At 53.5% G+C, this 14,026-nt stretch carries 15 protein-coding genes; 12 read left to right on the top strand and 3 right to left on the bottom strand.

Annotation, left to right across the window (positions count from 1 at the left end):
- Positions 1–43 precede the first annotated feature (43 nt).
- The 8 genes from WN53_RS24880 (at position 44) to WN53_RS24845 (ending at position 8,245) form a co-directional block, all read left to right on the top strand.
- Positions 44–1,951: an FTR1 family iron permease gene (locus tag WN53_RS24880; RefSeq protein ID WP_024485919.1), complete on the top strand. Its 1,908-nt coding sequence runs from the start codon at positions 44–46 to the stop codon at positions 1,949–1,951.
- Between the two features lie 65 nt (positions 1,952–2,016).
- Positions 2,017–2,544: an iron transporter gene (locus WN53_RS24875; RefSeq protein WP_024485920.1), complete on the top strand. Its 528-nt coding sequence runs from the start codon at positions 2,017–2,019 to the stop codon at positions 2,542–2,544.
- A gap of 196 nt (positions 2,545–2,740) precedes the next feature.
- Positions 2,741–4,111 (top strand): Fe-S-containing protein, encoded by a 1,371-nt coding sequence (locus WN53_RS24870; protein ID WP_024485921.1) that lies wholly within the window; start codon positions 2,741–2,743, stop codon positions 4,109–4,111.
- Positions 4,112–4,113: 2 nt separating this feature from the next.
- Complete coding sequence (locus WN53_RS24865; RefSeq protein WP_046808367.1) at positions 4,114–5,394, top strand: ABC transporter permease; 1,281 nt, start codon at positions 4,114–4,116, stop codon at positions 5,392–5,394.
- Positions 5,395–5,407: 13 nt separating this feature from the next.
- A complete protein-coding gene (locus WN53_RS24860; RefSeq protein ID WP_024486996.1) occupies positions 5,408–6,520 on the top strand; it encodes an ABC transporter permease in 1,113 nt (370 codons plus the stop codon).
- 2 nt (positions 6,521–6,522) lie between these two features.
- On the top strand, positions 6,523–7,245 hold the full coding sequence (locus tag WN53_RS24855; RefSeq protein ID WP_024486995.1) for an ABC transporter ATP-binding protein: 723 nt from the start codon (positions 6,523–6,525) through the stop codon (positions 7,243–7,245).
- A complete protein-coding gene (locus WN53_RS24850) occupies positions 7,235–7,738 on the top strand; it encodes a TlpA family protein disulfide reductase (RefSeq protein WP_046808366.1) in 504 nt (167 codons plus the stop codon). Before WN53_RS24855 ends, WN53_RS24850 begins: the two co-directional genes overlap by 11 nt.
- Before the next feature lie 207 nt (positions 7,739–7,945).
- On the top strand, positions 7,946–8,245 hold the full coding sequence (locus WN53_RS24845) for a c-type cytochrome (protein ID WP_024486902.1): 300 nt from the start codon (positions 7,946–7,948) through the stop codon (positions 8,243–8,245).
- A 28-nt stretch (positions 8,246–8,273) separates the two neighbouring features.
- On the opposite strand, the gene WN53_RS24840 is transcribed toward WN53_RS24845, so the two are convergent.
- On the bottom strand, positions 8,274–9,053 hold the full coding sequence (locus WN53_RS24840; protein WP_024486901.1) for a TIM barrel protein: 780 nt from the start codon (positions 9,051–9,053) through the stop codon (positions 8,274–8,276).
- Positions 9,054–9,278: 225 nt separating this feature from the next.
- Between WN53_RS24840 and WN53_RS24835 the strand changes: the two genes are divergently transcribed.
- The 4 genes from WN53_RS24835 (at position 9,279) to WN53_RS24825 (ending at position 12,781) form a co-directional block, all read left to right on the top strand.
- On the top strand, positions 9,279–9,755 hold the full coding sequence (locus tag WN53_RS24835) for a sorbitol dehydrogenase family protein (RefSeq protein ID WP_235167089.1): 477 nt from the start codon (positions 9,279–9,281) through the stop codon (positions 9,753–9,755).
- Between the two features lie 26 nt (positions 9,756–9,781).
- Positions 9,782–10,225 carry an NAD(P)-binding protein gene (locus WN53_RS29015; protein ID WP_244887733.1) on the top strand — a complete coding sequence of 148 codons (444 nt, stop codon included), beginning with the start codon at positions 9,782–9,784 and terminating at the stop codon, positions 10,223–10,225.
- A gap of 112 nt (positions 10,226–10,337) precedes the next feature.
- Entirely contained in the window at positions 10,338–11,372 is a 1,035-nt protein-coding gene (locus WN53_RS24830) for a GMC oxidoreductase (protein WP_244887732.1), read from the top strand.
- Positions 11,373–11,434: 62 nt separating this feature from the next.
- Positions 11,435–12,781 carry a cytochrome c gene (locus WN53_RS24825; RefSeq protein ID WP_244887731.1) on the top strand — a complete coding sequence of 449 codons (1,347 nt, stop codon included), beginning with the start codon at positions 11,435–11,437 and terminating at the stop codon, positions 12,779–12,781.
- Between the two features lie 54 nt (positions 12,782–12,835).
- On the opposite strand, the gene WN53_RS24820 is transcribed toward WN53_RS24825, so the two are convergent.
- Together WN53_RS24820 and WN53_RS24815 are read right to left on the bottom strand one after the other, a co-directional pair.
- A complete protein-coding gene (locus WN53_RS24820) occupies positions 12,836–13,144 on the bottom strand; it encodes a monooxygenase (RefSeq protein ID WP_024487099.1) in 309 nt (102 codons plus the stop codon).
- 43 nt (positions 13,145–13,187) lie between these two features.
- Positions 13,188–13,931 carry a DsbA family protein gene (locus tag WN53_RS24815; RefSeq protein WP_024487100.1) on the bottom strand — a complete coding sequence of 248 codons (744 nt, stop codon included), beginning with the start codon at positions 13,929–13,931 and terminating at the stop codon, positions 13,188–13,190.
- Positions 13,932–14,026: the final 95 nt, after the last annotated feature.

The following is a 14,026-nucleotide window of genomic DNA, read 5'->3' as shown; positions in this document are numbered from 1 at the left end:
CATAATGAGAATTACTCCCATTATAAGAATGCCTATCATGACCATGCGTATTATTGGACGGATCCTGTTTTTCTGCGCCGGATGGTTTCTTCTCAGCTCTGTCGCCCTGGCTGCCGCAGATTACCAACAGTTGAGCGATGACATTCAGTCACGCCTGGATAAAACCTCGCAGTTCTACCAGCAACAACAGATTGCTGAAGCCCGCAGTGAAGTACAGATGGCCTATTTTGAGGTGTTCGAAAACCTCGAAGGCCCGATCCGCATCAACATTTCCGCGCAAAAAAGCTATCAGATGGAGGCCGCCTTTGGCGAAATCCGCAAGATGATTGGCGATGGCAAGCCGCAGGCGGAGGTCGATGCCAAAATAGCCTGGCTGAAAAACGAGTTAAACGGCGTGCTGCCGGTATTGAGCGGTGGGCACAAACTCACGGCGGAGCAGCAGCACGGCGCTTATGACAACGAACAAATTGCACCTTATTGGCAGCAGAGCTTTAAAACCATCGATGACCTGTTGGCCGAAGCCGTTGGCCTGTATCAAAGCAACAGCTACGCCGAAGCCAGCAAAAAGGTGCAACAGGCGCAGTATGACGGCTTCAAAAACTCCGAAATGGAAACCTCGCTGCGGCAGAATCGTTCCTCCCAGCAGGCCGGTGACATTAACCGCCAGTTCTCTGAGCTGATCAAACTGAGCGGCGAACCGGACCAGATGAACGAGGTCGGCTACCGTGTTACCACCTTATTGCAGGATCTTGAAGACTTGCTGCCTGGGCTGCCAACCACCCGTGATGACCAAGTCGTTGCGGCCACGCCAGACGTCAATGACGCCGCGCTGGATGCGGACTGGCAGAAAGTAACCAACGATATTGATAAAGCGGTGAATGCCGCTATTGCGCAATACGCCAGCGGTGATGCCAAAGGCGCCATGATGGCGATCCAGGATGCTTACTTCGACCTGTTTGAAGCCAGCGGCATGGAGAACAAGATCGGCTCGCGCGACTCGGCCTTTAAAACCCGTATCGAAGGCTACTTCACGCGCATAGTCAGCCAGATCAAGGCCGGGCAACCGCTTGATACGGTGAAGGAGCAGTCTCAGGCGCTGCAAACCGATTTGGCGGCGGCGGTAGAGATGTTGGGCACTGGCGGCCAGACCAACTGGAGCCTGCTGATTTACAGCCTGTTAATCATCGTGCGCGAAGGCCTGGAAGCCTTGCTGATCGTCGCGGCTATCGTCGCGTATCTGGTGAAAAACAATCATCACGACAAACTGCCGCTCATTCGCCAGTCGGTGTATGTCGCGCTACTGGCCAGCGTGATCACCGCCGTGATTTTCCAGTGGCTGTTCTCTAACTCTGGTGCCAGCCGCGAACTGCTGGAAGGGTTCACCATGCTGATCGCGGTGGTGATGCTGTTCTCCATGAGCTACTGGCTGCTGTCGAAAGTGGAAGCCAAACAGTGGAAAGCCTATCTGGAAGGTAAGCTTTCGCACTCGTTAAGCAGCGGATCGATGGTTGGCCTGTGGCTGACCAGCTTCCTGGCGGTCTACCGCGAAGGGGCGGAAACCGTGCTGTTCTATTTTGCCCTGATGGGGGATTCCAGCTCGATGGAAGGGCACCTGTCCATTCTGGGCGGGTTCCTGATCGGCTGTGTGATCTTGCTGATCGCCTACCTGATCATGCGCTACAGCGTCGTCAAATTACCTCTCAAACCGTTCTTTATGTTTACCGGCAGCTTTATGTACCTGATGGCCTTTGTGTTTGCTGGTAAAGGTGTGCTGGAACTGATCGAAGGCAAACTGTTTGAGCCAACGTTGCTGAGCGGCGTGCCAGAAATTTCCTGGCTGGGTATTTACCCTTATGTCGAAACGCTGATACCGCAGGCGATCCTGCTGATTGCCGCCGTATTTGCCCTGTGGGTCATGAGGCGGGGAACCGTAGCAACAAGTCGGGGGTAACACCCCGCAGTATTTCTGGGATGATTTTTAATCTGAACGATTATTTAGCGAGGATGATAACAACTATGGCTATGAACAAAAAATTAATCAGTGGCGCACTGATCGCCGGGATCTTCACCGCACCAGCGGCGTTCGCCTTCAAAGAGTACCCTGCTGGCGAGCCGGTAAAAATGAACGAGCTGGAGATCGCGGCCGTCTACCTGCAACCGATCGATATGGATCCGCGTGGCATGGGGCTGCCAGCGGCTAAAGCCGACATCCACCTGGAAGCGGATATCCACTCGGTTGAGGGCAACAAGAACGGTTTTGGCGCGGGCGAATGGATGCCTTACCTGACCATCGCCTACACCCTGACCAACACCGATACCGGTGAGAAGCAGGAAGGCACCTTTATGCCAATGGTTGCCAGCGATGGCCCACACTACGGTGCCAACATCAAGATGATGGGCGTGGGCAACTATAAGGTGACCTATCATATCGATCCGCCATCCAAGGCAGGCCTGCATCGCCATACCGATAGTGACACCGGCGTTGGCCGCTGGTGGAAACCTTTCGATGTCAGCTTCGACTTCAAATATGTTGGTCTGAACTGATTTAGCCGTAAAGGTTTCACTATCAACAGGCCGGGCAGGCAGCAATGTTTCCCCGGCCGTTGGCGTTTAAATGCTAACGCCACACGACGTTCTCCGTTGGTTGCCATGATTGGACAAGCTCATCATTAACGGATAACGGTTTATACCCAATTGCCGCTCAGGCTGAGCTTGTCAGTGAGCGGGGTGTACAGTCATCATGAGCTATTTTCTTGTTTCGGTACTGCAATCTTTCCTGCCCGTTGCCCTGCTGCTGGGGCTGAGTTGGACAATACGCCAAACTCCCCTGGTGCGCCCGATGGTGCTGCTGAGCCTGATCGGCTTTTTTGGCGGCACCTTTACCGCGGCTCATCTGCCTGATTCACAGCAATGGGCGCTGTGGTTTACCGGCCTGCAAATCGCTCTGATCCTGTTGTTCCTGCTTAACCAGTTTACCTCTGGTTCGCGTTCGGGCTATGTCTGGCAATTTATCCTGGTGCTGGTGGCTTCGCTGCGTTGGGGGAAAACGCCTAACCTGGGGGCGATCACCGCCACCGACGTCATCAACACCGAGTTACTGCTCAATATTAGTGCGGTGATTGCCAGCATTATTATCGTGGCGTTTGCCGGGGCGCTATTGGCCGCCTGCGTGCGTCAGGTTCGCACTCTGCGCTGGCCGCTGCTGCTATTGCTGGCGTTGTTGCTACTGGCACCGCTCTCCGGCGAACTGATGCTGGCATTAATGAAGCTCCAGGTGCTGGAACTCACCAAATCCTTGCTGAGCTATGTGGCCAAAGTCACCAATGCCAACGGCCTGATTAACTATTTCTGCGGCGGATTGCTGCTGTTGACGGCTCTGGTTTACCTGTTGAAAGTCGTCATACCGCGCCGTCGGACGCAGGTGGAACCGCGGCCCATCGAACACCGTAAGGCCGTTGCCCACTATCAAAATTCCCGGCGCGTGTTGGTCATGACCTTGGTGCTGGCGGTGATTTCTGCCGGTTCCCAACTCTACTGGGACAAAATTGCCTCCCAGCCCCCGCGTTTATCTGAAGCCTTGCCGGTGACGCTGAATGCCGATGGGCTGGTCCATATCCCGATAGAACAGGTCAAGGATGGCAAACTACACCGCTTTGTCTGGGTGGCTGACGACGGTAAAGCCGTGCGCTTCTTCGTGATCAACCGCTACCCAGATAAATTGCGTCTGGGCGTGGTGTTTGATGCCTGCCTGCTGTGCGGCGATCAGGGCTACGTGATGGAAGGCAATCAGGTGATATGCGTGGCCTGCGATGTACGGATATTTATTCCGTCGATCGGTAAGCCAGGTGGCTGCAACCCGGTGCCGATCGAAGAGTGGGATATGACCGCCACGGATTTGGTCATCAGCAAGAAATCGCTGGAGTCCGGCCTTAACTATTTCAGCACCATCATTACGCTGGAAGTCACCGACCCGGTTGACGGCAGCAAGCTGACCAACACCAAAGCGGAACATCGCTACAACTACGCCGGTAAAACCTATTTCTTCTCCAGCGCGGCCAACTATGAAGCCTTCCGCGACACGCCAGAGAAATTCATCAAGGAAGGGGAATAACCATGTTATGGCGCATGCTGCAACAGTCGTGGTATCGCAATATCCGCAAAAAATCGCTGGCGGTGATCACCATTTTTCTGGCGGCGGGCCTGGTTTCTGCCCTGCTGGCCGTGTCGATAGATATCGGCGACAAGATGGCCCGGGAGATGAAATCCTATGGCGCTAACATCCTGATCGAACCGGCCGGGCAGGCGACCTTGCCCTCGCTGTTCGGTGAGAAAAACAACCCGCTGGCCGGTCAGGATTTTCTCGACGAGGCCGAACTACCCAATATCAAAGACATCTTCTGGCGCAATAACATCATCGGCTTTGCCCCGTTGCTGAGCGGTGAAGTCAGCGTACAGCAACGGGTAATACCGGTGTTAGGGACCTTCTTTGAGCAGAAGGTCAACGTACCGGACGAAGAGAACTATCAGACTGGCCAGAAGATTATCAGCCCTTATTGGCAGGTGACCGGCCAGTGGCCTGATGAAAGCGGCACGGCCAATCAGGCACTGGTTGGCCAACAGTTGGCTCAACAGAGCGGCTGGAAGATTGGCGACACCATTACTGTCAAAGGTCCAGCAGCGGCGTTGGAGGTGACGATCAGCGGCATACTGGCCAGCGGCGGCGATGAAGAACAGCAACTGGTGCTGCCCTTGGCGCAGGCTCAGAACTTGCTGGGGCTGAAGGGCAAAGTGCAGGCCATCCGCGTATCCGCGCTGACGGTGCCGGAGAACGAGCTGTCACGTAAGGCCAGGGCCGATCTGGAGTCACTGGACGCAGAAGAATACGACCTGTGGTATTGCACCGCGTATGTCTCGTCCATCGCCCATCAGTTGGAAGAGGCGATATCCGGTTCCGGCGTTCGCCCAATTTGGCAGGTGGCCGCCTCAGAAGGGATTGTGATCGAGAAGATTCAACTGTTGCTGGCGGTGGTGACGCTGGCTGCGCTGTTGGCCTCCGCTATGGGCATTGCCTCGCTGATGACCAGCAATATTATGGAGCGCACCAAAGAGATTGGCCTGATGAAAGCGCTGGGGGCCAGACAGTGGCAGATCATGATGCTGTTCTATCTGGAAGCGGCAATGAGCGGCATTATTGGCGGCCTGTTAGGCTGCATCGCTGGCTGGGGATTGGCTAAGGGGATTGGTTTGATGCTGTTCGGAGCGCCGCTGAGTTTTGCCTGGATTGTGGTGCCTTGCGTGCTGGTACTGTCGGTACTGATTGCGCTGGCTGGGACCTGGTTCCCGGCCCGCCGCATCGCTCATCTCTACCCGGTGGAGGTGTTGTATGGCCGTTAATTCCTCTCAGAGCATGTTCTGGCGCCTGGTGTTCCGCGCGCTGCGCTTACGGATGCAGCGGGTGGTGGTGGTGTTTGCTGCGTTGGCGGTAGGGGCGGCGATCGTCACCGCGATGTCTGCGGTGTATTTTGATATCAACGCCAAAATGAGCCAGGAGCTACGCACCTTCGGCGCCAACTTTTATGTCGGACCGGGGATGGGTAATTCCATGGCGGAGAAGAGTTATCAGCAGATTGTCGACAACGCCCCACCAGGGCTGGTGACGGCCAATAGCCCATATCTATACGGCATGGCGCGTACCGAGCTGGAAAAGGTAGTGGTGATGGGCGTGTGGTTCGAATCGCTCAAGCAGATCGTTCCTTACTGGCAGGTGACGGGTAACTGGATTGGCGTCAGCTTTGACGATCGCAATGCGATGATCGGCTACAAGCTGGCAAACCGCCTCGAACTGAAGGTGGGCGATTCGGTGGTGCTGGTGGAAGGGGAGCAGAAGAAAAAGTTGCAGATCAAAGGCATTGTCGAAGCCGGTGACGCCACGGATAACGTGCTGATTATCAACCTGCCGCTGGCCCAAAGTTGGCTACATCAGCCGGACCTGATCAGCCACGCCTTATTCAGTGTGAACAACGAACGCGGTCAGGTGGAGCAGTTTGCCGAGCAGTTGCAAAAACGCTATCCCGATCTGGAGATCCGCCCGATCCGCAAGGTTTCGGCTTCCGAAGGCCAGGTGCTGGATAAGATCAAAGGGCTGATGGGGTTGGTATCGGTGGTTATTCTGGTGCTATCAACGCTGTGCGTGAATACCACCTTGATGGCGATCGTCAGCGAACGGTCGCGGGAGTTTGCCTTACAAAAAGCGTTAGGCGCCAAAAGCAGCGACATCGTGCGCCAGATTATGGCCGAGACCTTGATCATCGCGCTGTTCGCCGTGGTGGTCGGCATTATTGCTGGCTACATCCTGGCACAGGTTCTAGGGCATACCGTGTTCTCTGCCTCTATCGGGCTGCGGGCGCAGGTTATTCCACTGACGGTCATTCTTTCATTGCTGGTTGCCCTGATTGCAGCCGCACTGCCAACCTATCGCGCCGTGAATATCGAACCGGCCAAAGTGTTAAAAGGAGAGTAACGGTGACTCAACAGCAACCGACCAACGATCAGCAACTCTCACCCTGGGTGATTGAAACCCGTCATCTCTACAAACGCTTCGGCCAGGTGGTGGCACTCGAGGATATTAACCTCAAGATCAAGCGTGGCGAATTTGTGGCCATCATGGGAGCCTCGGGTTCGGGCAAAACGACGCTAATGAACATCCTGACCTGCCTGGATACCGTCAGCGACGGGCAAGTATTGCTGGACGGTGTAGACGCCGCCGGGCTGGATGAAGAAGGGCGCAGAGCCTTCCGTTCCGACAAGATTGGCTTGGTATTCCAACAGTTCCACCTGATCCCGTTCCTGACCGCGTTAGAGAACGTGATGCTGGCCCAGCACTACCATAGCGTGGTGGATGAAGTGGCCGCTCGCAAGGTGTTGGATCAGGTTGGCTTAGGCCACCGTTTTGATCACTTGCCGAGCCAGCTTTCTGGGGGGGAACAGCAGCGCGTCTGTATTGCCAGAGCGCTGGTCAATGAACCCCCGGTGATTTTTGCCGATGAGCCAACCGGCAACCTGGATGAACAAAACGAGCAGATGGTGCTGGGCTTGTTAACCGAACTGCACAAGCTGGGGCGCACCATCGTGATGGTTACCCACAACCCGGAACTGGGCAAGTTTGCCGATCGCATCGTGCGCTTGCAGCACGGCAAGTATCAGGGCGAAGAGCTTAACGAGCATGAGGTGGAGCATGTTAGCTAATGCTAAAAAGTTCGGCGGTATCCTGTTAATCGGGGCCGCGTTACTGCTTAACGGCTGTAAAGAAGAGAAGGCCGAGATCGGCGCTGCGGCCCCTGCGCTGGCGGCCTACGATTTGCAAGGCAACCAGGTTGCGCTGAGCCAGTGGCAAGGCAAGCATGTGTTCCTTAACTTCTGGGCGTCGAACTGCGGTGGTTGCCTGGCCGAAATGCCTGCGCTGGAGAAGCTGAGTAAAGAGTTTGGCGACAGCATCGTGGTGGTGGGCATCAACACGGATAAGGATGAGATGAATATCCAGGCGCTGTTGAATGAACGTCAGGTGTCATACCCCAACGTACGCGACCAACTGGCGATCACCCAGGAGCGTTATCAGGTGATCGGCACGCCAACCGCTTATCTGATCGACCCGCAGGGCAAGCTGATTGGCCAGTATGTTGGCATGCTGAAAGAACCCGATCTCAAGACGATCTTCGAACAGTCCCGGCAGAAAGGCTAGCCGTTAGCCCAAATTTCCCCCTCACCCCGACCCTCTCCCAAAGGGAGAGGGGGTCAGTTCTGTGTCGTGGGCAGGTGCAGGAGTTGATTTGTGGCACATTCTGTCCCCTCTCCTGGGGGAGAGGGTTAGGGTGAGGGGTATGAACTCTTCACCTTAGTAAAGGGTTAGCCTTGAACGACCGGTATGAAACAACAGGGTAAAAGATTGATGAACAAGCAACATGTAGCACTATTAATAACGCTATTGGCCGGTAGCAGCCCGGCATTGGCCCAGAGCCCTGATGTGATCTATAAAAATAGCTGCGCCTCCTGCCATGGCCGCTATGGTGAAAAAAATGCCTTAGGCAAAGCCCGCCCGCTGAAAGATTTAACCCAGCAGGAAATCGCAGAAGGCCTAAGAGCCCGCAAAGCAGGCGAGATCGTGGGCGCTGGCAATAAGGCCAAAGCGCGTTTAAGTGACGAGGATATCGCCGTGCTATCGGAGTATGTGGTGACCTTGAAAAAGTGAGTAGAGCCATTACCCGGCGGGCAAAACATCACAGCGTGAAGTGATCGCGAAACTGTGCCAGTGCTTCGCTACTGTCCCCGGAGGCCCAGCCTTCGAGTGCTATCACACCTTGGTAATTAATCTCCTGCAGCGTTCTGGCAATGGCGCGATAGTTGATTTCCCCGGTCCCAGGCTGCATACGACCAGGCACATCCGCTACCTGGATCTCGCCTATCTGTGTGCCGCAGCGGCGGATCAGTTCAATCAGGTTGCCCTCACCGATTTGTGCGTGATAGAGGTCGAGGTTCATCTTAAGCGCTGGGCTATTGACCGTTTCCACCAACGTCAGTGTGTCAGCTGCGCGGGCAAAAGGCGTGCCGGGATGATCAACCGTCAGGTTCAGGTTCTCCAGGGTAAAGATACGCCCAGCCCGTTCACCGAGTTGTGCTAAACGACGAAGCGTATCGGCAGCCTTCAACCACATGTTACCCGTCACCCTGTCAACCGGTTTCACCGGTAAGCCCTGTGGATCCAGGCCGGTACCGTGCAGGTTCAGGCAGGGGCAGTTCAGCCGCTCGGCTATCGTTAGTGAGGTTTCTGCACTTTGCAGCAACTGCGCGATTTCTTGATCATCCGTTAGATTGCCGCTGAGATAACCGGTCATTGAGGTGAAGCGAGCTCCTGTCGCCACCAGTGCATCGATATCCTTATTGGCCCAGCTCCAGATCTCAGCCCCAAAACCCAGCGCATGAATGCGCTCTACACGTTCGATAAAGGGTAAATCCAAAAACACCATTTCTGCACAAACCGAGAGTTGATAGCTGGCCACTAGCGGTCTCCTAATTTAAGGGGGTTATTTACAATTGGTCATCAATATACATGCTTAATTTATTTTTTAATGTCAAAAAAATATAATTTCAGCTTGGTCATAAATTTAGGGGAAAATTAATCTGTTTACATTGTAGAGTTATTGGAGGACATTCGCTGTACTTATTTAATTAGGCCGTAATTTATGTATTCGAGAAGGCGTTTTCTAACAGCAGGCACTGCCCTGATGGGCTTTGCCGTATTCAAATCTTCCTTGTCCTGGGGGAGAATGCCGAGTGAAAGCAGCGACGCTGCCATTTTTATTAAGCTTTCAGTGCTATTAACCAACGGGAAAAAAATGAGTCCGGTAATAGCACTACGTGCCTTGAATTGTTTGCAGGAAGAGGATCCTTCCTTTCAAGAGGAAATGCAGTTGCTGGCCAATGCACTGAGAGTTGCAAATATTCTCTCGGCCGATGAACTGAATAATCATTTGATTATGACTGGCCCCACTGGCGACACCGCCAAGAAAATCATTTCTGCCTGGTATCTTGGTTATACAGGAACACCCGTATCGCTAAGGGCGTCAGATAACACGCGTTTTGTCAGCTATACCGATGCCTTTGCCTATGCTCCTACTTTGGACGCGACAGTGATCCCCACTTATTCCCGAGGCAAGACAAACTATTGGGTGCAGCCACCTATAACCCTCAACAGCGACTAGTTCCCGTTGAAAATGAGAGCAATATCATGAGTAAACACTATGATGCCGATGTGATTGTCATTGGCTCTGGCGCATTGGGCAGTAATGCCGCAACCTTGCTGGCCCGCAGTGGCAAGGCGGTTATTATTCTTGAAGCTGGCGAGAAAATACCGCGCTGGAAGATCGTCGACAATTTCAGAAACTCATCGAAAAAAGCCAACTATAACTCTCCCTATCCCAACGAGCCTTGGGCCCATCACTCCTATGATGAACAATACATAGAGAATACCGGTTCCTTTGATTTCCGGCCCGGCATGCTGAAACTGGTGGGGGGGACAACCTGGCATTGGGCGGCCGCTTGCTGGCGCTATCTGCCTAGTGATATGAAGCTAAAAACATTGTATGGCGTGGGGCGCGATTGGCCACTGGAATACCACGAGCTGGAGCCTTTCTACCACCAGGCCGAAGTGGCTTTGGGGGGTTTGCGGTAGTAATACCGACGATCAGAGTGGGCAGGGCGGCAGTGCTTTTCCTCCACGTTCGCAGCCGTATCCGATGTTACCTGAAGGTGAAACCTATCTATTCCAGCGGTTGAAAAGCCGAATGGCTCCGGCAGGTTATCATTTTATCCATGAACCCAATGGGCGTGCTACTCGTCCGTATGATGGTCGCCCCGCCTGCAGCGGTAATAATAACTGTATGCCGGTATGCCCGATTGGTGCCATGTACAGCGGTGATCAACATGCCCAACATGCGCAAGATGCCGGGGCACGTTTATTCACGGATTCAACCGTGTGGAAACTGGAAAAAGGCGTTGATGATAAAATTGTCGCAGCTCATGTTCGCAGCTCTAAAGGTGTCGATACGCGGTTAACCGCAAAATACTTTATCGTTGCCGCTCACGGGCTGGAAACGGCAAAACTGTTGTTAATATCGGATATCGCCAACAGTTCCGATCAGGTGGGGCGTAATTTAATGGATCACACCGGCATGGGCCTGCAGTTTCTGGCCGATGAACCTCTTTGGCCGGGGCGAGGCGCCGTACAGCAAGGGGGAATATTCAACTCTCGCGAAGGCGATTTTCGTAAAACAAGAGCGGCAATCAAGCATGCCATTGCTAACAATGTCCCCAATATGGCCGTAGCACAACGTCTGATAGCTCAAGGTGTCATAGGTAGCGAACTGGACAAACAGATCCGCCATCAGGCGGCACGCTGGGTCGATATCTCCACGGTGTTTGAAACCCTCCCCCAGGCAAGCAACACCGTACGCCCAAGTACCACACGCAAAGATGCATTGGGCATTCCGATGCTGACGGTGAATTACGAAGTCGATGACTATGTCAAAGCGGCAAAACCCGTGGTGGAGGCGGATTACAAAAGATTCGTCGCTCTGATGGGGGGCACCGTCATTAATGACAATACTGGCTGGCAAAACCGTGACCATTTAATGGGGACCGTCATCATGGGCGATAACCCAAAAGATTCAGTGGTAAACCACGAGTGCCGGTGCTGGGATCATAGCAACCTGTTTCTCGCGACGACTGGGGTAATCCCCGCTTCGGGAGTCGTCAATCCCACGTTGACGGGCGTAGCTCTGAGTATTCGCGCAGCTGAAATCATTGAGCGTGAGATTTGAATATGAAGATACTTTTCAGGTTTCTCGCTATAACCGTGTTGTTTATTGGGTTTAGCCACTCTTTGGCTGTACTTGCCGCCGATAAAGCGTTGGTTGAGCGTGGCAGATATATTGCGATCGCTGCTGATTGTGGTGCCTGCCATCGCCAGGCTCTCAATAATGGCGTTCCCTTTGCTGGGGGATACGCGATCGAGTCACCGATGGGGCGTATCATCGCCAGTAATATTACCCCCTCGAAGCAGTACGGCATCGGTAATTATAGCGAACAGCAGTTTGCCAAGGCTGTGCGTGAGGGTATCGCCGCTGATGGCAAGAATCTCTATCCAGCTATGCCATACACGTCATACCGTGATATGACTACGGCGGATGTACAGGCGCTTTATGCCTACTTTATGCAGGGGGTTGAACCCGCAGATATTCCCCCTTCGGCACGTACCGATCTGAGTTTCCCGTTTAATATCCGGCAGATTATGTGGGGTTGGAATCTGTTGTATCTCAGCGGCGCTTCTGCTGATAAGGCAGAGGCGCTTACTGGTTCATTGGATCGCGGTAAGTATTTGGTTGAGGTGTTGGCGCATTGCAGTGCCTGCCATACCCCACGCAATATCATGATGGCAGAGCAGAGTAGCCTTAACCTTGCCGGTAGCCCGCTTGGTGGCTGGTACGCCCCTAATATTACCCCTGATAAGAGTGGCATTGGCGATTGGAGCCAGCGGGATCTGGTCACCTACCTGAAAACCGGGCATCTGGTTGGCAAGGCACAGGCGGCAGGTGCGATGGCGGAGGCCGTCGAAAATAGCTTCAGCTTAATGACGGATGATGATTTGAATGCGATCGCTTCATGGGTTAAGCAGGTGCCAGCCATTCCTACGGCGGTAGCCAACATTGGGCTTCAATCGCCACGGGGTGGGGTTGATATCAATAGCGTTCTCACCGGGCAGGGAACCCTGACAGACAGCTCAACAACGGACGGAGCTAAACTTTATGAAAATGCTTGCGCTAGTTGCCATGGTCATGACGGTCAGGGAACCGACGATAGCTTTTATCCCGCATTAACTCGCAACCGCGCGGTTTCCGCATTCGGTCCGCAGAATTTGGTGATGGTCATCGTGGAAGGTATCCAACGTAAAACCAGTAACACCGATATCAGCATGCCCGCATTTGCTGAACAGTTAAACAACGCGCAAATTGCCTCAGTCAGTAACTATGTCCGCAGTCGTTTTGCCGGTATTGACGATAAAGTGACTGCGCAGGATGTACAGACCCTTCGTGATGGTGGGGAGCCTCCGTTTATAATGCGATACATAAACTGGCTAATGACCGCAGGGATATTGGTGATGGTGTGTTTGTTGGGCGGCTTTTGGTATTGGCGAAAAATAAGGCGTTCAGGCAGACAGCAAATTCGCTGACTCTATCAGTGTCACCCCCTTCCAAAAGGAAGGGGGAACGGATGTAGCGCAAAATTAATCACAGCGCCCATGGTTGATTTTGGTCAGGGGAAGGTTGATGTCGAATATTTTCAGATGAATATTTTTAGCCCCCATCGCCTCAGCCCTTTTGACGTGGTGTTCGGCATATTTTTCGGCAAACACTCGGTTTTCGAAAAAGTATATCCCGCCCGCCTCGCCGGTGTGCTCATTCTCAGTCCAGATCTTGGAGATGAAACCAGGTTCTTGATTGATGCTTTCGGCCAGCGATTGCGCATTTTTGGACAGGGTTGCACCAAGCTGGTCGGCTGGGAAACTAAAATCAATCTGTAAAATGACACTCATATCGTGATCCTTTTGGTGGCTGGTGGTTTTATAGCAAACAGGGTTATTCCGTGGTGTGTTCTGCAACAGGGGGTAACTGTGCGCTGAGACGGTTAAGTAATGTCTCTGAGTCCACATAACCCGTAGAGAGCAGGGATATTTCCCCATGGCGTTCTAGCAACAGGGTGGGGAAAGAGCGAACGCCCCATTGGCGGCACAGCGCAAAGTCTTGGCTAACCGCCACTCTGGCCCGTTGTGACGTAAAGGTTTGGCTGAATTCGTCAAATGGCAGGCCAACCCGATCGCAGATGTCATGATAAAACGCCTCGGTTTTAGGATCCTGCCCATCGACATAGAATTTGTACTGGGTTGCTGCGAGAAACGGCAACGCTGCAGAGGAAGGTAAACCTCGTTCAGCCAACAACAGGGAAGCCGTTGTGACTGCCCGGCAGGCCGGCTCGGTATCGTAGTTGAATTGTGCTGCTTCCAGCAGGCTGAAACCAAACGGTTGGTCGGTTTTTTTCTGGATGTGGCTCCACTCCTGCCTTAAGAAGGCTTTGAATGCCAAATTCCAAGGATCGCCGCCGCCAGCGCGCAAACCCCCCATGGTCATCACAAAACTCAGGCCATGTTGATCGCAATACTCCGCCAGTTGCTTCACCGCAGGTGAAATACCCCAGCACCAAGAGCACATCGGATCGCCGACGTAACGAATGACGATATCGCTGGACGTGGTTGTCTGCCGTTGAGTACCAGGGGACTCATCGGGCAGAAGACAACTGCCGGTGGTGGGATCGCATTGCATCATGATGGAGACTCCAAGCTGGGTTGATATCGCGATAGTCATGATATTTGACAGCAAAAATTAATAAATAGACTATAAAAGCTAACTCTGTTCAACAT

The sequence above is a fragment of the Serratia fonticola genome, from assembly GCF_001006005.1.
Classification (GTDB): Bacteria; Pseudomonadota; Gammaproteobacteria; order Enterobacterales; family Enterobacteriaceae; genus Chania; species Chania fonticola.
This window is presented reverse-complemented; position numbering and strand designations above follow the sequence as displayed.